The following is a 17,350-nucleotide window of genomic DNA, read 5'->3' on the forward strand; positions in this document are numbered from 1 at the left end:
CCGTCCGGTTCGGGGTGCTGTCGTCTGTCCGGGGCGCGAGGGTCGCGGGCACCGCCGAACGAGGACCGGTGAGTTCGGCGATATGTGACAAAGAAACCGGGCGGCGGACGCGGTGCAATTGCCTTACAGAGACGAGCCCAGGAGGAATCGTGGAATCCAGAAAGATTCGGGTCGGTATCGACACCGGCGGAACATTCACCGACGTCGTGGCTGTGGACGAGGAGTCCGGAGCCGTCGTCACCACCAAGACACCCTCGACGCCTGCCGACCCGGCGCAGGGATTCCTCACCGGAATCGAGAAGGTGCTCGCCAAGCTCGGCGAGACCGGCGACGCGATCGGCGCCGTCAGCCACGGCACCACCGTCGCCACCAACAAACTCCTCGAAGGCAAGGTCGAGAACCTCGGGTTCATCACCACCGAGGGGTACGAGCACGTCCTCGAGATCGCCCGGCAGTCCGTCCCCGACGGCTACGGCAACTCGTACTTCTGGGTCAAGCCCGACCGCATCGTTCCCGCCGACCGCGTCCGCACCATCGGCGGCCGGCTCGCGTTCGACGGCAGCGAGATCCGCCCCCTCGTCGAGGACGACGTCCGCAAGGCCGCCCGCTTCTTCGCCGACCGCGGCATCCGCACCATCGGTGTGTGCCTCATGCACTCGTACGCCGACCCCAGCCACGAGAACCGCGTCCGGGATCTTCTGCTCGAGGAATACCCCGAGGCCACGGTGAGTATCTCCAGCCAGGTGCTGCGCGAGTACCGCGAATACGAGCGGTCCATCACCACCCTGGTCGACGCGGCCGTGAAGCCGAACATCCGCAACTACGTCAACAACATCGCGAACCGGTTGCGCGAGTTCTCCTCCGACGAGGGCGAAGCCCGCGACATCCCGTTCTACGTGATGAAGTCGAACGGCGGCGTGCTCTCCGCCAAGGAGGTCGTGCACCAGCCGATCACGACGGTGCTGTCCGGCCCGGCGGCCGGGGCGCTCGGCGCGGCTCTCATCGCAAGCGTCGCGGGTGTCGAGCAGGTCCTCACCTGTGACGGCGGCGGAACGTCGACCGACGTCACCGTCGTGGTCCGCGGTGAGCCCGCGCTCACCACCGAAGGTCGCGTGGGGGCGTACCCGTCGAAGATCCCGATGATCGACGTCGTCACCGTCGGCGCCGGGGGCGGCTCCATCGCCTGGCAGACCCCCGAGGGCACGCTGCGCGTCGGACCGCAGTCGGCGGGCGCCGACCCCGGCCCCCTCTGCTACGGCAAGGGCGGCAGCGAACCGACGATCACCGACGCCCACGTGCTGCTCGGCCGCATCCCACCCCACCTGCTCGGCGGCGAGATCCCCCTCGACACCGAACTGGCCCGCAAGGGCGTCGAGCAGCTCGCCCACCAGCTGAAGCTCGACTTCGAGGCCTGCGCCACCGGCATCCTCGAGGTGTCGGCCTGGAACCAGGCCAACGCGCTGCGCCAGATCACGGTCAAGCGCGGTCTCGACGTCCGTGACTTCACCCTGGTGACGTTCGGTGGTTCGGGTTCGCTGCTCGCCTGCCGGCTCGTCGACATCCTCGGGCTCAAGGACGTCCTCGTCCCGCTGAACCCCGGCAACGTGTCCGCCTTCGGGCTGCTCACCGTCGACGTCCGCAACGACTACGTGCAGACCCACGTCTGCAGGCACGACCGGCTGGAGATCGGGGAACTGCAGTCGGGGCTGGACGCGCTCGCCGCCGAGGCGGAACGCGCACTCGCCGACGAAGGCTTCGGGGAGGCGGAGCGCAAGTACGCGCGCTCCGCCGACCTTCGCTACCTCGGCCAGGCCTTCGAGGTCCGGGTGGCGATCGGCGACGGTCCCGTCACGCAGGAGCTGATGGACGAGGCCGCGGAACGGTTCCACCAGGCGCACCAGGAGCTGTACGGCTACGACTTCCGCGGCGACCCGCACCAGCACGTGGAGTGGGTGAACCTGCGGGTCAGCGGCATCGGCCCCATCAAGCGCCCGACGCTCAACGAGATCGCGGCGGGAACCGGAGCCGAGTCCGCCGTGACCGGCACCCGTCCCGCGTACTTCGACGAGTGGGTCACCACCCGCGTCTACGACCGGGCCCGGCTCGGCGCGGGCGACGTGCTCGAGGGCCCCGCGGTGATCGAGGAATTCAGCTCCACCATCCCCGTGCACCCCGGTTTCCAGGCGCGGATCGACACCTTCGGAAACATCCGCATCACCAAGATCGCCGACTCGAACGGAGCGAACCGATGACCGTCACCACCGAACCCGTTGCAGTGCAGGCGGTCAAGCCCTACCGGCTGACACCGGTCGACGGAACGACACCCGACCCCGTGCTGGTGGAGATCGTCGCCGGCTACCTCGCCAGCGTCGAGATGGAGGTCGAGACGTCCATCTCGCGGACCTCCCGCTCGCCGATGATCCGCGACGCCCACGACTTCCGCGCCGGGATCCACGACCGAAACCTCCGGAAGCTCACGGGCCGTTCGTATTCGGCGCTCGTGCACCCGGTGGCCCGGGACTTCCCGCTCGACACGATGAAGCCCGGCGACGTCTACTTCCACAACGACGTCTACCTGTCCGAAGGCGGCATCGGCCACCTCCCCGACCTCTGTGTCACCGTCCCGGTGTTCGCGACCAGGCCGGGCGACACGGAACCGTCCGTCGTCGCGTTCGTGCAGGCGTTCGGCCACCACGACGACATCGGCGGCTGCTGCCCGGGATCGATGCCGTCGGGCGCGACCACCGTGTACGAGGAGGGCCTGATGGTCCCGCCGATCAAGCTGTGGGATCAGGGTGTGCCCAACGAGGCGGCTCTGCGCATCATGACCCGCAACTCGCGGATGCCCGACGCGCTGGCCGCCGACCTCGACGCCGAGTGCTCGGCGTGCCTGATGGGCGCCCGTCGCCTCACCGAACTGTTCGAGCGGTACGGCTGCGACACCGTCGAGGCGTGCTTCGACGCGATGATGGACGCGACCACCGAGACGTACCGGCGGGAGATCCTCAGCAAGATCCCCAAGGGCGAATACACGTGGGAGGACTACGCCGAACACGACGGCGTCGACGAGCCCATGCTGCACCGGCAGCGGATCACGCTCACCAAGACCGGCCCCGAGGACGAGGGCGGCGAACGCCTCATCCTCGACTTCAACGGCACCGGACCGCAGGCCAAGGGTCCCATCAACCACTGCGGTGACTACGCCGACGGCAACTTCCTCATCAAGTGGCTGGCGCCGATCCTGCGCAACCTCGCCGACAGTCCCGAGCGGATGGCGGAACTCGACGTCAACGAGGGTGTGGTGCCGTTGATCGAGATGAAGTTCCCGGAGAAGGGCACGCTGATCACCCCGATCTTCCCGGCGCCCACCAACGCCCGGACGTTCGTGATCCTGCGGCTGCTCGGCGTGCTCGCCGGCGTCGTCGCGAAGGCCGTCGACGGGAACATGCCCGCCGACCAGGAGACCATCCGCTACACGGGGGTGTACGGCGAGGACTTCGACGGGCATTCGTACCTGATGCGGGAGGTGCTCGGCGGCGGGTCCGGCGGAAGGCACTACGCGGACGGCGAAGACACCATCCATGTCGTCCCTGACTCGCGGAACCTGCCGACCGAATTCACCGAGAGCCGGTTCCCGTTCATCGTCGAGAAGCTCGGCCTGGCGAAGGACTCCGGCGGCGCCGGACGCTACCGCGGCGGCCTCGGCTACGAGAAGCACATCCGGATGCTCAAGGACGCGAACTTCATGTCCATCGCCGACCGCTCGATCCTCTCCTGCTGGGGAGTCAAGGGCGGCAAGGCCGGACGCCCCTTCTCCGTGGTCCTCGACCCGGACGGCCCGAACGAGCGCGAGTTCGATGCGCTGACCGACGCCGAACCGATCAAGGCCGGCGAGGTGGTGCGGATCCGTACGACCGGCGGCGGCGGCTGGGGCGACCCGCTCGACCGTCCGATCGAGGACGTCGTCCGGGACGTGCTGTGGGGCAAGGTGTCCACCGAGGGTGCACGCGTCGACTACGGTGTCGTGCTGGCAGTGTCGTCGGAGGAACCGGTCGCGGATGTCGACGCCACCGAGACCCTGCGCGAGCAGATGCGCGCCGAGCGGGGACTGGACGAGCCGTTCTTCGACCGCGGTCCCGGCTACGAACGCCTGTCCGGCGGTGCGAAGTTCGCCGAGTACGACTTCATCGACCGGTGACCCGATGACCGAGTCACTCTCCCGCGGCGCCGAGATCGCCGTCATCGGCGCCGCGGGAAAGACCGGAGCCGCCGTCGTGGCGGCGCTCGAGGGGCTCGCCGACGTACGCCGGGTGGTGCACACCGCCCGGCGTCCCGGCGACTTCGCCGTCGACCTCGAAACGGGTGCGGGACTGGAAGAGGCGCTGTCGGGTTGCCGGGGCGTGTACTGCATCGCCCCCAACGTGCACCCCGACGAGCCGGCGCTGCTGCGGAACGCGATGGGCGCCGCAGCGTCGGTGGGTGTCGAGCATCTCGTCTACCACTCCGTGGCCTGGCCGTACACCCCGCTCATGCCCCACCACGTCGACAAGGCCCGCTGCGAGGACGAGCTCCGGACGTTCGGCGGCGGACTGCGGTGGACCGTCCTGCAGCCGTGCGCGTACGCGGAGAACTTCGGGTCGGTGCTGGACGGCTCGGCGACAACCGTCGAACTGCCCTACAGTCCCGACGCGACGTTCTCGTTCGTCGCACTCGCGGACGTCGCGGAGATAGCGGCGCGAGTGCTGTCGGAGGGCCCCGACATCCACCACGGCGCCACCTACGAGCTGGGCGGTCCGGAAGCCCTCAGCGTCCGGGATCTGTGCGCCCGGGCCCATGGTCCGGTGTCGGTGAAGCAGGTGTCCGTCGACGAGTGGATGTCGCGGCACGGGCGGGACCTGACGGACGACGGTCGCGCCCGCCTCGCCGCGATGTTCGACTTCTACGACCGGTACGGGTTCCTCGCGGGCGGCGCGATGTTCGAGTCGCTGCTCGGGCGCCCGCCCACCCCCGCCAGGTGAGTGGCAAAGCGTGCCGGGGCACACTTTGCCACTCACATGGGGTCAGACGCCGATCCGGCCGCCCGACTTCCACACCGCCACGACGGCGGGACGCGGCTGCGCGTCGCCGCCGTCGGGCCAGTGCGACGCCGGGTTGTCGGCGCTCGCGTCGTCCAGTTCCCCCGGGTGCTGCACGCACACCGTGACCCGCTCGTCGCCGACGATCGGACCGCACGTCTCGGCGCCCTTGGGCACGGTGAGGAACTGCTTGGTCTCCCCGCGGTTCGGGCCCTCGAGGACGACGCTGAACAGGCCGTCGTTTGACTTCAGCGCGTTGCCGTCGGTGGAGATCCACAGGTTGCCGTGCGGATCGAACGCCAGGTTGTCGGGGCAGGAGATCGGGCTGACGCTCTCCTTGTCGAAGCCGCCGAAGTAGGTGTCGGCCTCCTTCGGGTCGCCGCAGACGAGCAGCAGGTTCCACGTGAACGCGGTGCCGGCGTGGTCGTCGGTGAGTTCGAGGACCTGGCCGTTCTTGTTGTTGTTCCGCGGGTTGGCCTCGTCGGCCGCCGCCGCGCCGTCGACGCCGCGCTTGGTGTTGTTGGTCAGCGCCACGTACACCTTGCCGGTCGTCGGGCTGGGTTCGAAGTCCTCGGGACGGTCCATCTTGGTGGCACCGACCTTGTCGCCGGCCTGACGGGTGAACACCGCCACCTCTTCGGCGCTCATGCCGTCGACGAGCGACTCACCCCGGCCGTCCTCACCGGTGCGCAGCAGCGGGATCCACTCGCCGGTGCCGTCGAACGTGCCACTCGCCGGCAGCGTGCCAGACCCGTCGATCTCGTCCGCCGAGTTGCCGCTGAACTTCGCGACGTACAGGGTGCCCGCGTCGAGCAGCGTCATGTTGTGGCGCAACGCGGCCTGACTCCTGCCGTCCATCACCTTGCGGCTGGAGACGAACTTGTACATGTAGTCGAAGCGCTCGTCGTCGCCGCTGTACGCGACGACGGTGCCGTCGTCGGTGACGTGGATGGTGGCGGCCTCGTGCTTGAACCGGCCCAGTGCCGTGTGCTTGACGGGTGCGGACGCCGCGTCCCACGGGTCGACCTCGACGACGTAGCCGAAGCGGTTGACCTCGTTCGGCTCCTGGAAGAGGTCGAAACGCTTGTCGAACCGTTCCCACTTGCGCTCGGACGCAGCACCTTCCACGCCGTACCGCTTCAACCGTGCGGCGACCGCGGGGTCGGTGACCAGTTCGGCGTTCGCGAAGTACTGGTTGAAGTTCTCCTCCCCCGACAGCACCGTGCCCCACGGAGTCACGCCACCCGAGCAGTTGTTCAGCGTGCCGAGCACCTTCGTGCCCGTCGGGTCCGCGGACGTCTTCAGGAAGTCGCTGCCCGCGGCGGGACCGGTGACGACGAATTCCGTCGTCGCCGTGATGCGCCGGTTGTACGGTCCGAACTCGGGAGTGAGCGTGCCCGAGGCGGATTCGCCCTTCACCTGCACCACGGACAGCCCGTGGGCGGCGAGCGCGGTCTGGAACTGCTCCGGTGACGGGTTTTCGGCGTCGTAGCCCGTGAACATGAACGGCTCGGTGGTGTACTCGTGGTTGACCACCAGCAGGTAGGTGTTCGGCTGCCCCTCGACAGGCAGAAGTCCGGCGAAGTCGTTGTTGAACCCGAACTGCTGCGCCTGCGCCTGCGCCGTCTGGTTGTCGAAGTCGAACGCGGGAGCCCCGGGTAGCACCGGGTCGCCCCAGCGGATCACGACGGCCTGCTCGTAGCCGTCGGGGACGACGACGGCGTCCTCGGTGTTGGGGGCGACGGCGTCGAAGTTCGTTCCCGCGGGTGCTGCTCCGTCCGAACCGCCCGTACCGGAGACGCTTCCGCTTCCGGAGTCGTCCGAGCAGGCCACCAGCGCAGTGCCCGCTCCGACGGCGAGGACGGCCATCCCCGTCCCGCGCAGCATCCCGCGCCGCGACAGGGCGGTACGGGCGATGTCACGGAAGTACTCGCCGTGCGAGGTGTTGGGCACGTCGTGGGAGCACGCGTTTCCGCACTTGTACTGGCAAGTGACGGATGCGCGCGAGGACACTCCGTCGTGATTGACGAACAGTGCGAGGGGTTTCAAACTCACCGTGGCTCCCGATTCGAATGTGGACAACTCCGGCACCGTAGAAGTCGTAAGCGAGACGAAGGGAACGTGTGTGTGAACGTGCGGACAACGAGGTGACCCTAAGTTCTGGCAGAAATTGCTCCTAGCCAGCAGCCCGACAGCCGTGCACCATTGAAAGATGGACCCCGTCGAAGCGCTGCGGGAAATTGCGTTCTGGCTCGAGCGCTCGCGTGACGAGGCACCGCGGGTCGCCGCATTCCGGCGGGCGGCCGACGTGCTGACGTACGCGGACGAGGACGCACTGGCCGACCTGGAGGAGCGCGGCTGGGTGTCGCCACCCGACATCGGGTCCGAGGCCGCCGCGATCATCCGTGAGTGCGCCGAGTCGGTGCCGCTGTACCTGACGTACCTGCGCAATGCGGCCGAGCCGATCGGCCTCGGCGGCACGGAGCTGCTCGACGCGCTCCGCGGCGACCTGCACACCCATTCCGACTGGTCGGACGGCCGGTGCCCGATCCGGGAGATGATGCGCCGCGCGGCCGCCCTGGGCCACGAATACTGCGCGATCACCGATCACTCGCCGCGACTGACGGTCGCGAACGGGATGTCGTCGGAGCAGCTGCTCTCCCAGCTGAGCGTCGTCGCCGAACTGAACGCGGAGCTCGCGCCGTTCCGCGTGCTGACCGGCATCGAGGTCGACATCCTCGTCGACGGCTCCCTCGACCAGGACGACGACCTGCTCGCCGACCTGGACATCGTGGTGGCCAGCGTGCACTCGCACCTGGACACCGACCGCGCGACGACGACCAAGCGGATGCTGCAGGCCGTGAAGTCCCCACACGTCGACGTCCTCGGGCACTGCACCGGCCGCCTCGTCGAGGGTGCCCGGGGGCCGCGGCCCGAATCGAAGTTCGACGCGGAACGGGTGTTCGAGGCGTGCCGCGAGTACGGCACCGCGGTCGAGATCAACTCCCGCCCCGAGCGCCGCGACCCGCCGGGACGCCTGATCGACCTCGCGCTGAACAGCGGGTGCAAGTTCTCCATCGACACCGACGCGCACACCACCGGTCAGCTCGCCTGGCAGGGCTACGCCTGCGAGCGCGCCGCCGAACGCGGAGTCGAGCCGTCGGACGTGATCAACACCCTGCCCGTCGCCGAGTTGCTGGAGTGGGCCGGAACACCGATTCGGCAATGATCCGCGTCGGGATCGTTGCGCTCGTCGTCGTGGCTCTGCTGGTCGCCGCCGTGTGGGTGTTGCAGCGACGCCTGATCTACTACCCCGACCCCTCCCCGGTGCCGCCCGCCGACCGGCTGATCGCCGGGGCCGAGGACGTCACGCTGACCACGTCGGACGGCCTCGAACTCGGCGCCTGGTACGTCCCACCCGCGGGCGGGGCCCCGCGCATGACTGTCCTCGTGGCCGCCGGGAACGCCGGCAACAGGGCCGACCGGGCGCTGCTGGCGTCGGACCTCGCCGCCGCCGGTTTCGCCACGCTGCTCTTCGACTACCGCGGGTACGGCGGCAACCCCGGGCACCCCAGCGAGGACGGGCTGGCACTCGACGTCCGGGCGGCCCGCCGGCACCTCGTCGACGAGCGTCGTGTGCCGCCGGAGCGGCTGCTCTACTTCGGGGAAAGCCTCGGCACCGGCGTCGTCACCGAACTCGCCACCGAGCATCCACCTGCGGGCCTGCTGCTCCGGTCGCCGTTCGTCGACCTCGCGTCCGTCGGGCGGCATCACTACCCGTTCCTGCCGGTCCGGTTGCTGCTGCGCGATCGATTCCCCGTCGCGGAGTACGTCGCACGCATCGACGTGCCCACCACCGTGGTCTACGGCACCGCCGACTTCGTCGTCCCGCCGGAGCAGAGTGCTCGCGTGGCCGATGCGGCGCTCGGCCCGGTGGAAACCGTCGTCCTGGCCGGGGCCGGGCACAACGACGACGTGATGTTCGGCGGCGCGGAGATCGTCCGCGCGACCGCCGATCTGGCCGCGAGGGCGCTCCGCGCCCCGTGAGTGGTTGACGAGTCCCTGGACTCGCCGGCCACGCACAGGCGCGTCAGCGCACTATGACGACGTCCAGCGTCCGCGGACCGTGGACGCCCTCGACACGGTTGAGTTCGATGTCGCTGGTGGCACTGGGACCGCTGATGAACGTCAGCGGCTTGGTCGCGTCGAGGGTCTGGAAGGCCTGCGGCACGGTGTCGACGATCTGATCGGTGCGCACGATGCAGATGTGGTGATCCGGGACCAGGGTCAGCGCCCGCCGCCCCTGACCGGCGCCGCCGTCGAGCACGATCGTCCCGGTGGCGGCGATCCCGAGGGTGCAGCCGGTGACGACCACGTCGAGCGCGTCGAGTTCGAGCGTCGACAGTTCGGCGGGCGCCCCGTCGACGACGACGTCACGTCGCGGCCGCCACGACAGCGGCAGGTCCGGCGGGACGACGGCGCGCGCCCCCTCCGCGATCAGCCCGGTGACGACCTCGGCGACCGTGCTCTCGTCTGCGCGATGGACCTGCGCGCGGTAGTCGTCGACGGTGTGGGCGAAGAATTCGACGTCCCCGGGGCCCGACGCGGGCTGCCGGTGGTAGTCGCGGGGAACGGGTTCGGGGGCGGGCGCTTCGGCGAGCGCCGACCGGATCCGGGTCAGGATCTCTTCGCGTGCGGTCATCGTGTCGTGTCCTCGTGAGTGCGGGCCCACCATTGTCGGAAGGTCTCCTTCGGTGGGGAGGGGAGGTCGCGGCTCGCGGTCCACTTCGATCCCGGGTACGGCAGCGACGTGATGCGTCCCTTCTTGCCGCCCAGCACCCGGCCGATCTTGGACGCCGTCTCGGCGGCGGCGAACCGCTTCTCCGACCCCATCACGAAGCCCGCGGCCTTCATCGCGAGGTCCTGGCCGCCGGGAAGTCCGTGGCGCTCGGAGTCGACCTGTTCCGCGCGCAGGTGCACCAGGATGCTGGGGATGTCGATGCGCACCGGGCAGGCATCGAAGCAGGCGCCGCACAGCGTCGAGGCGAACGGCAGCGAAGCGTTCGGGTCGTCGTGACCGGTGGTCCCGGTGAGTTGGGGGCTGAGGATCGCGCCGATCGGGCCGGGGTACACCGACCCGTACGCGTGACCGCCCGCCCGCTCGTAGACGGGGCACACGTTCAGGCAGGCGCTGCAGCGGATGCAGTGGAGCGCCGACCGCCCGACCTCGTCGGCGAGGACGTTGGTGCGACCGTTGTCGAGGAGGACGACGTGGAAGTTCTGCGGGCCGTCGCCGGGATGCACCCCGGTCCACATGGAGGTGTACGGGTTCATCCGCTCGGCGGTGGACGACCGCGGCAGCAGTTGCATGAACACCTCCAGGTCGGTGAACGTCGGGACCAGTTTCTCGATGCCCATGAGGGTGATGAGGGTGTCGGGGAGGGTGAGGCACATCCGCCCGTTGCCCTCCGACTCCACCACCGCGAGGGTCCCGGTTTCCGCGACCCCGAAGTTCGCGCCGCTGATCGCCACCTTCGCGGAGAGGAACTTTCGCCGAAGGTGTGCCCGCGCGGCCATCGCCAGCGCCCGCGGGTCGTCGGTGATGTCCTTGTCGATGCCGGGCATCGATTTCAGGAAGATCTCGCGGATCTCGGCGCGGTTGCGGTGAATGGCGGGAACGAGGATGTGGCTCGGCTTGTCCTCGCCGAGTTGGACGATGAGTTCGGCGAGGTCGGTCTCGATCGCCGCGATCCCGTTGTCCTCGAGGTGCTCGTTGAGGCCCGTCTCCTGGGTGGCCATCGACTTGACCTTCACGACCTCGTCGGAGCCGGTGGCCCGCACGAGGTCGGTGATGATCCGGTTCGCCTCCTCCGAGTCGCGCGCCCAGTGGACGGTGCCGCCGCGGGCGGTGACGTTCTCCTCGAATTGCACGAGCAGTTCGGGGAGCCGCGCCATCACGTCCGCCTTCAGGGCGCTGCCCGCCCGGCGCAGTTCCTCCCAGTCGTCGACCTCGGCGACCGCGGCGATGCGCTTGTTGCGGATGGTGGTGGTGGCCGCGCCGAGATTGGCGCGCAGCTGGGTGTCGGCGAGCGATTTCCGCGCCGCGTCGGGGAAAGATTCTGTGCCCCGGATGTTTCCGGTGCCCGCATGGAAGGTGGGCGAGCCGAGGAACGTGGTCATGCGTTGCTCCCGATCTTCTCGGTGCTCGCCAGGATCTCGGCGAGATGGACGGTGCGGACCCCGCTGCGCAGCCGGGACAGCCCGCCGCCGATGTGCATCAGACAGGACGAGTCGCCGGCGCTGCACACCTCGGCGCCCGTGCTCAGGACGTTGCCCATCTTGTCGGCGAGCATCGCGGTCGACGTCTCGGAGTTCTTCAGCGCGAACGTTCCGCCGAAACCGCAACAGGACTCGGCCGCGGGGAGCTCGATCAGCGTCATCCCCCGCACCGCCCGAAGCAGTTGCAGCGGCTTGTCGGCGACACGCAGCATCCGCAGCGAATGGCACGTCGGGTGGTACGTCACCCGGTGTGGGTAGTAGGCGCCGACGTCGGTGACGCCGAGGACGTCGACGAGCAGTTCCGACAGTTCGTACGTCCGGGACGCGACCTCCTCGGCGCGCGTCGCGAGCGATTCGTCGCCGTACCGGCGGGCGACCATCGCGTGCTGGTGCCGGACGGATCCGACGCAGGAACCGGACGGCGCCACCGCGACGTCCCAGGACGGTCCGCTCTCGAACGCCTCCACGTGGTGACGGACGAGCGGCAGCGCCTCGGCCTGGTAGCCGGTGTTGACGTGCATCTGCCCGCAGCACGTCTGCTTCGGCGGGAATACGACCTCGTGGCCGAGTCGCTCGAGGAGATGGACCGTCGACTTGGCGGATTCGGGGAACAGGGCATCCGCCAGGCACGTGGCGAACAGGGCGATTCTCATCGGGTACTCCAACCGGGCTGGGCTGTGGTCTGACCACAGTAGCGCACTGTGGTCAGACCACACCAGGTAAACTTTGATCGTGCGCACACACGAGGTCGTCCTGCACCGCATCGAGCAGGATCTGGCGGCCGGCAAACTCACCGTCGGCGGTCGCCTGCCCGCCGAACGCGCACTCGCGGAGGAACTCGGCGTCGGACGCTCGTCCGTCCGCGAGGCCATGCGCGTGCTCGAGGCGATGGGCATCGTCCGCACGGCCGTCGGGTCCGGACCGGACGCAGGCGCGATCGTGGCCGCCGACCCGGCCGCGTCCATCGGCGCGGCCCTGCGACTGCACATGGCGACGCGCACGCTGCCGATCCGCGACGTGGTCCAGACGCGCACGCTGCTCGAGTCGTGGGCGGTGCAGGAAGCCGCCGGGCAGGCCCGCGACCTCGACTTCTCGGCCATCGACACGCTGCTCGACGCAATGGACGACGAGGAACTCTCACCCGAGGCGTTCCACCGGCTCGACGCCGACCTGCACGTCGCGATGGCCGGACTCGCGGGCAACGTCCTCGTCGAGGCGATGATGGTCTCGCTCCGCGACTCCATTCACGGCTACGTCATGCAGGCCGTTCCTCTCCTCGACGACTGGCCTGCGGTCGCGACCCACCTCCGCTGTGAGCACCGCGGCATCGTCGCCGCCCTCCGCGACGGACGCGGTGCCCGGGCCGCCGGCCTGGTGCGGGAGCACATCGAGGGCTTCTACGGGCGCTTCGCGCCCGTGCGTGGGTCGGGTGACGTGTAGAGGCGGGCTGCGATCGGGCGAGTACGGCATCGGCACCGCCGCCGAGTGGGAGAGGTGACCAGACCAGTGATCCGTCGTGTCGCTGGTGCTCGAAGCTAGGATCGATCGACACAGGCAGCACACATCATGCAGCTCGCGGTCGCGGGCATGGTTTCGTCGAGAGAATCGGGCAATGGCGGACGAGCAGCGCAAGACGGTCGGTGTCTTGTCGCGCGCATTCGCCATCATCGACGCTGTCGAGTTGCGACCGATGATCACCAGCGAGCTTGCACGCACTGTCGGCTTGTCGAAGTCGACCACCCAACGTCTTGTGGCCGAGCTCGCGCACTATGGCTACCTGCGCCGAGATGCCACGGGCCGATACTGGCTCGGGTATCGCTTCACTGCGGCAGGGATGACCGATATCGCCATGCCGGTGCTTCGGGAGCTGAGCGACAGCACCGGTGAGTCCTCGCAGTTGTGGGTCCGGCGCGGTGACCTGCGCTTGTGCGCCGCCAGTGTCGAATCGTCGAACGAACTACGGGCCACCATGCCGGTCGGCACCACATTTCCGCTGGCAGAAGGGTCGAGCGGTCACGTGCTGGCCGGCGATTTCGACAACGACCCCGTCGCGCGACGCCGCGGCTGGTGGCAGACGCTCTCCGAGCGGGTTCCCGGCCTCGGCTCGGTCAGTGCACCGGTACGAGTACACGGCGAGATCGTCGCGTCGGTATGCGTGTCGGGCCCATTGCACCGGCTCGGTGACGATCCCGGCCCTCGCCTCGGTCCCTCGGCCGTCGACGCCGCTCATCGCATCGAAAAGTCACTTCTCGACTCCTGACCCCGCGCCGCCTCGCCGCGGCGGGTGCGTCTTTTCTTGTCGTCTCGACCTGTGCCGGCCGGCATGCATCGTTGCGCTCTGTGACCCGGAGCACTATGGTTGCCCCATTATTCGGGCCACAATGACCCAAATAATGGGTCATTACGAGGTTGATCGCATCGCCGACAGGAATCGGAGCGTCATGAACAACGCCACCACAGGTCCGCTCGACGGCATCACTGTCCTGGAACTGGGCAACTTCATCGCAGCGCCCTTCGCGACCCGGCTGCTGGCTGATTTCGGCGCCGAGGTCATCAAGATCGAACGTCCCGACGGTGGTGACGAGCTGCGCGGTTGGCGTCGCAGCAGGGGCACCACCTCGATGATGTATCGCACCATCGCGCGCAACAAACGATCGGTGACGCTCGATTTGAAGAGCGCCGAGGGGCAGCAGCTGGTGCTCGACCTGGCCACCAACGTCGATGTCGTGATCGAGAACTTTCGCCCCGGCACACTCGAACGCTGGAATATCGGACCGGAACAGTTACAGGCAGCGAACCCGGACATCGTCCTGGTCCGGATCTCCGGCTACGGCCAGAACGGCCCCTACGCGCAGCGCGCCGGCTTCGGTGGGGTCGCTGAGGCGTTCGGTGGATTGCGGTATGTGACCGGCTATCCCGACCGTGAGCCGGTGCGTCCGGCAGCACCGCTGGGCGACACCCTCGCCGGTCTCTACGGCGCGGTCAGCGCGTTGATGATGCTTCTGGCCAAAGCCCGTGGCGGCGACCACCCGCGACCCAAGGTCGCCGACGTCGCACTCTACGAATCGGTCTTCATGGCGATGGAGTCGCTGACCGCTGACTTCGACGCCTATGCCATGGTGCGCGAGCGCACCGCCGGCAATCTTCCCGGTGTGGTGCCCAGCGGCTCCTACCCGTGTGCCGACGGCTCGGTTCTAATCGCCGGGAACGCCAGCGGGGTCTTCGCCAGGCTGATGAACGCCGTCGGCCGCCCGGACCTGGCGAGTGATCCCGACCTGGTCGACGGCACCAAACGCTACCTGCGGGAAGACGATCTCGACGAGGCGATCGTGGCATGGACGACGACCAGATCCACGAGAGACGTGGTCACCGAACTGTCCGACGCCGGTGTCCCGGCCAGCGACGTCTACGACGCTGCTCGCATCGTCTCCGACGAGCACTATCTGGCCCGCGGGATGATCCAGCCGTTCAAGGTCGACGTCGAAGACGGCTCGTCCGAGGAGGTGCGCTTCCCCGGCGTGGTACCTCAGTTCGACGGCCAGGCAACGAAAGTCGGATGGTTGGGGCCTGATCTCGGTGCCGACACCGAGCCGGTACTGGGCCGGATGCTGGGCCTGACGCCCGACCGCCTGAACGCACTGCGCACAGCAGGCGTCATCTGACCCGCGGGCATCCGCCGCCCCTCTGCTCCCTGGTGCAGCCGCACCTTTCCCGTCTGCCCCGCACGGAAAGAACACGGTCCCATGGTCTATGCCATCTCCATCCTCGCCCTCGTACTGATCTTCACCATCGCCACCAAGGTGCCGATCAACATGGGCATCCTCGCCTTCGCCGGCGCCTTCCTCGTCGGCGGATGGGTGTCGGGGATCCCGATCGACGACATCGTCGACGCATTTCCCGGTGACATCTTCCTGATCGTCGCCGGCATCACCTTGCTATTCGCCATCGCCAAGGCCAACGGCACCATCAATATCATCGTCGAATCGGCCCTACGCCTGGTCCACGGACGGCGCTGGGCGCTGGTGTGGATGATGTTCCTGCTCTCCGGCGCGCTGATGGCCCTGGGATCACCGATGGCGGCAGGCATGCTCGCCCCCATCGCGATGCGGCTGGCCGGGAAAAAGAAGATCAACCCCCTGCTGATGGGCATGGCCATCAACCACGGCGCTCTGGGTTGCGCGTTCTCGCCCATCACGATCTACGGCGCCTTCGTCAACGGATTGATCAAATCCGCCGGGTACGAGGCGAACCCGCTGCTGCTGTTCATCGTTCCCTTTGCACTGAACACCCTGTTCCTCGCCGTACTGTTCGCCATCTACGGCCGCGACCTGCTCCACGAGCTGCCCGAAGACCGTGACGAGATCACCGGCGCCGGCGCCGGCGCACCGACCCGCCCCCATCCCAGCCCGGGATCTGGCACCGCCTCCGCGACCGCCGTCCTGCCCGACGTCGACGTCATCGGCCGCACCCCGTTCAACCGGGAACGGGTCGCGACGCTCATCGGAATCCTGCTCCTGGCAGTAGGTTCGGTGGCCTTCAACGTCGACGTCGGAGTCAGCTCGATCTGCATCAGCACGGTTCTGCTGCTGATGGCCCCGAAGAAGATGCCCCGGATCGAAGACAAGGTGGCGTGGCCGGCCGTCGTGCTGGTGTGCGGCATGCTCACCTACATGACGGTGCTCAAACAAAACGGCACCCTCGACTTCCTCGGCGACGCCGCCACCCACCTCGGCTCCCCTCTCGCCGCCGCGCTGATCCTGCTGTACGCCGCCGCGATCATCTCCGCGGTCGGCTCCTCGATCGGCACCCTGGGCATCGCGCTGCCGCTGGCCGCACCCATGCTCGCCGCCGGGGAACTCGGCGCGCTGGGATTCATCATCGCGCTGGCCTTCGCCTCCACCGTCGTCGACGTCAGCCCCTTCGCCACGAACGGATCCATCGTGGTGGCCGAGGCCGACGTCGAAGACCGTCAACGGTTCCAGCGCAGCGTCCTGGCCTACTGCGGCCTGGTCGTGCTCCTCGCCCCGCTGGTGGCCTGGGCCCTGATCGTCGTTCCCACCTCGCTCTGACCCCCGGCCCTCTCGAGAAGGTTCCCGCATGCCCGTGACCATCACCGACGTCGTCCTGCGCGACGGACTACAGGACGAGAACGTCCTCGTCGCCACCGACGACAAACTCACCATCGCCGACGCGCTGGTGGCAGCCGGAGTCCGGCAGATCGAAGCCGTGTCCTTCGTCTCGCCCACCCGCGTTCCTCAGATGGCAGACGCCGACGCACTCATCGCCCGGTTGCAGCCCTACCGTGCCACCACACAGGTCAGCGCGTTGGCACTGAACGCCACCGGGGTCCACCGTGCAGTGGCCGCCGGAGTCGACGTCGTGCACATCGCGGCATCGGCCAGTTCCGCACACAGCCGAGCGAACGCCGGCAAGTCCGCTGCGCAGGCCCTCGAGGACCTGTCCCAGGCGGTGGCCGGCTACCCGGAGCAACGGTTCCTCGGCGGGATATCCACCGCATTCGTCTGCCCGTTCGAGGGAACCGTCTCACCCACACGCCTGGTAGAAGTCGCCGAACAGTTCGCAGCCATGGGGATACGCGCCCTGGGGCTGGCCGACACCCTGGGCACCGCCACCACCGAGCACGTGCTCACCGCGGTGGGCGCCGTGCGCGAAGCACTGCCCGACATCACCATCGGACTGCATCTGCACAACGCCGACGGCCAAGCGCTCACCACCGCCCTGCAGGCGGCACGCCATCTGGGGATCGCACACTTCGACAGCGCGGTCGGCGGATACGGCGGGTGCCCCTTCACGCCGGGCGCGCACGGCAACCTCGCGACCGAGGAGCTGGTCGCGCATTTTCACAGTCATGATGTGGAAACCGGCGTCGATCAGGCGCAGGTGACCGCCGCAGCATCGTTGGTCAAGCGTGTCGTCGCTGCCTCACCGCAGCTCTCGCGCTTCGCGCCCGTGCGTGGTTGAGGAGTCTCTGGACT

Annotated in this window: 14 protein-coding genes; 10 read left to right on the top strand and 4 right to left on the bottom strand. The window is 68.6% G+C overall.

What is annotated here, in order from left to right; all coding sequences use genetic code 11:
• Positions 1 to 149 precede the first annotated feature (149 nt).
• Genes CJ177_RS22590 through CJ177_RS22600 form a run of 3 tightly spaced genes read left to right on the top strand, consistent with a single transcriptional unit; the run spans position 150 to position 5,018 of the window.
• Positions 150 to 2,252 carry a hydantoinase/oxoprolinase family protein gene (locus CJ177_RS22590; RefSeq protein ID WP_095868632.1) on the top strand — a complete coding sequence of 701 codons (2,103 nt, stop codon included), beginning with the start codon at positions 150 to 152 and terminating at the stop codon, positions 2,250 to 2,252.
• A complete protein-coding gene (locus CJ177_RS22595) occupies positions 2,249 to 4,198 on the top strand; it encodes a hydantoinase B/oxoprolinase family protein (RefSeq protein WP_095868633.1) in 1,950 nt (649 codons plus the stop codon). The genes CJ177_RS22590 and CJ177_RS22595 overlap by 4 nt, the downstream gene beginning before the upstream one ends.
• Positions 4,199 to 4,202: 4 nt before the next feature.
• Positions 4,203 to 5,018, top strand: a complete 816-nt coding sequence (locus CJ177_RS22600) for an NmrA family NAD(P)-binding protein (protein WP_095868634.1) — start codon at positions 4,203 to 4,205, stop codon at positions 5,016 to 5,018.
• Positions 5,019 to 5,060: 42 nt separating this feature from the next.
• Here the strand turns inward: CJ177_RS22600 and CJ177_RS22605 are convergent, their stop codons facing one another.
• On the bottom strand, positions 5,061 to 7,130 hold the full coding sequence (locus tag CJ177_RS22605) for a PhoX family phosphatase (RefSeq protein ID WP_095868822.1): 2,070 nt from the start codon (positions 7,128 to 7,130) through the stop codon (positions 5,061 to 5,063).
• Positions 7,131 to 7,287: 157 nt separating this feature from the next.
• Between CJ177_RS22605 and CJ177_RS22610 the strand changes: the two genes are divergently transcribed.
• Both CJ177_RS22610 and CJ177_RS22615 read left to right on the top strand, forming a co-directional pair.
• On the top strand, positions 7,288 to 8,304 hold the full coding sequence (locus CJ177_RS22610) for a PHP domain-containing protein (protein ID WP_005249292.1): 1,017 nt from the start codon (positions 7,288 to 7,290) through the stop codon (positions 8,302 to 8,304).
• Positions 8,301 to 9,122: an alpha/beta hydrolase gene (locus CJ177_RS22615; RefSeq protein WP_095868635.1), complete on the top strand. Its 822-nt coding sequence runs from the start codon at positions 8,301 to 8,303 to the stop codon at positions 9,120 to 9,122. The genes CJ177_RS22610 and CJ177_RS22615 overlap by 4 nt, the downstream gene beginning before the upstream one ends.
• Before the next feature lie 43 nt (positions 9,123 to 9,165).
• On the opposite strand, the gene CJ177_RS22620 is transcribed toward CJ177_RS22615, so the two are convergent.
• Genes CJ177_RS22620 through CJ177_RS22630 form a run of 3 tightly spaced genes read right to left on the bottom strand, consistent with a single transcriptional unit; the run spans position 9,166 to position 12,007 of the window.
• Complete coding sequence (locus CJ177_RS22620; RefSeq protein ID WP_061045437.1) at positions 9,166 to 9,777, bottom strand: lactate utilization protein C; 612 nt, start codon at positions 9,775 to 9,777, stop codon at positions 9,166 to 9,168.
• Positions 9,774 to 11,255 carry a LutB/LldF family L-lactate oxidation iron-sulfur protein gene (locus tag CJ177_RS22625; RefSeq protein ID WP_095868636.1) on the bottom strand — a complete coding sequence of 494 codons (1,482 nt, stop codon included), beginning with the start codon at positions 11,253 to 11,255 and terminating at the stop codon, positions 9,774 to 9,776. Before CJ177_RS22625 ends, CJ177_RS22620 begins: the two co-directional genes overlap by 4 nt.
• Positions 11,252 to 12,007: a (Fe-S)-binding protein gene (locus CJ177_RS22630; protein WP_025433596.1), complete on the bottom strand. Its 756-nt coding sequence runs from the start codon at positions 12,005 to 12,007 to the stop codon at positions 11,252 to 11,254. The genes CJ177_RS22625 and CJ177_RS22630 overlap by 4 nt, the downstream gene beginning before the upstream one ends.
• 79 nt (positions 12,008 to 12,086) lie before the next feature.
• Here CJ177_RS22630 and CJ177_RS22635 point away from each other — a divergent pair, with 79 nt between their 5' ends.
• From CJ177_RS22635 to CJ177_RS22655, 5 genes are all read left to right on the top strand, one after another.
• Positions 12,087 to 12,794 carry a FadR/GntR family transcriptional regulator gene (locus CJ177_RS22635; protein WP_025433595.1) on the top strand — a complete coding sequence of 236 codons (708 nt, stop codon included), beginning with the start codon at positions 12,087 to 12,089 and terminating at the stop codon, positions 12,792 to 12,794.
• Between the two features lie 172 nt (positions 12,795 to 12,966).
• Entirely contained in the window at positions 12,967 to 13,614 is a 648-nt protein-coding gene (locus tag CJ177_RS22640) for an IclR family transcriptional regulator (protein WP_025433594.1), read from the top strand.
• Between the two features lie 181 nt (positions 13,615 to 13,795).
• Positions 13,796 to 15,016 carry a CaiB/BaiF CoA-transferase family protein gene (locus CJ177_RS22645; protein ID WP_061045452.1) on the top strand — a complete coding sequence of 407 codons (1,221 nt, stop codon included), beginning with the start codon at positions 13,796 to 13,798 and terminating at the stop codon, positions 15,014 to 15,016.
• 81 nt (positions 15,017 to 15,097) lie between these two features.
• Positions 15,098 to 16,423: an SLC13 family permease gene (locus CJ177_RS22650; RefSeq protein WP_061697773.1), complete on the top strand. Its 1,326-nt coding sequence runs from the start codon at positions 15,098 to 15,100 to the stop codon at positions 16,421 to 16,423.
• A gap of 28 nt (positions 16,424 to 16,451) precedes the next feature.
• A complete protein-coding gene (locus tag CJ177_RS22655; RefSeq protein ID WP_095868637.1) occupies positions 16,452 to 17,336 on the top strand; it encodes a hydroxymethylglutaryl-CoA lyase in 885 nt (294 codons plus the stop codon).
• Positions 17,337 to 17,350 lie beyond the last annotated feature (14 nt).

The sequence above is a fragment of the Rhodococcus sp. ACPA1 genome, assembly GCF_002300195.1.
GTDB classification, from domain to species: domain Bacteria; phylum Actinomycetota; class Actinomycetes; order Mycobacteriales; family Mycobacteriaceae; genus Rhodococcus_F; species Rhodococcus_F opacus.

What these genes read in the sequence shown, in the direction of transcription:
- CJ177_RS22600 (WP_095868634.1), top strand. Translation starts at nt 4,203, where the DNA reads ATGACCGAGTCACTCTCCCGCGGCGCCGAGATCGCCGTCATCGGCGCC.
- CJ177_RS22655 (WP_095868637.1), top strand. Translation starts at nt 16,452, where the DNA reads ATGCCCGTGACCATCACCGACGTCGTCCTGCGCGACGGACTACAGGAC.
- CJ177_RS22640 (WP_025433594.1), top strand. Translation starts at nt 12,967, where the DNA reads ATGGCGGACGAGCAGCGCAAGACGGTCGGTGTCTTGTCGCGCGCATTC.
- CJ177_RS22610 (WP_005249292.1), top strand. Translation starts at nt 7,288, where the DNA reads ATGGACCCCGTCGAAGCGCTGCGGGAAATTGCGTTCTGGCTCGAGCGC.
- CJ177_RS22625 (WP_095868636.1), bottom strand. Translation starts at nt 11,255, where the DNA reads ATGACCACGTTCCTCGGCTCGCCCACCTTCCATGCGGGCACCGGAAAC.
- CJ177_RS22650 (WP_061697773.1), top strand. Translation starts at nt 15,098, where the DNA reads ATGGTCTATGCCATCTCCATCCTCGCCCTCGTACTGATCTTCACCATC.
- CJ177_RS22615 (WP_095868635.1), top strand. Translation starts at nt 8,301, where the DNA reads ATGATCCGCGTCGGGATCGTTGCGCTCGTCGTCGTGGCTCTGCTGGTC.
- CJ177_RS22620 (WP_061045437.1), bottom strand. Translation starts at nt 9,777, where the DNA reads ATGACCGCACGCGAAGAGATCCTGACCCGGATCCGGTCGGCGCTCGCC.
- CJ177_RS22630 (WP_025433596.1), bottom strand. Translation starts at nt 12,007, where the DNA reads ATGAGAATCGCCCTGTTCGCCACGTGCCTGGCGGATGCCCTGTTCCCC.
- CJ177_RS22595 (WP_095868633.1), top strand. Translation starts at nt 2,249, where the DNA reads ATGACCGTCACCACCGAACCCGTTGCAGTGCAGGCGGTCAAGCCCTAC.
- CJ177_RS22645 (WP_061045452.1), top strand. Translation starts at nt 13,796, where the DNA reads ATGAACAACGCCACCACAGGTCCGCTCGACGGCATCACTGTCCTGGAA.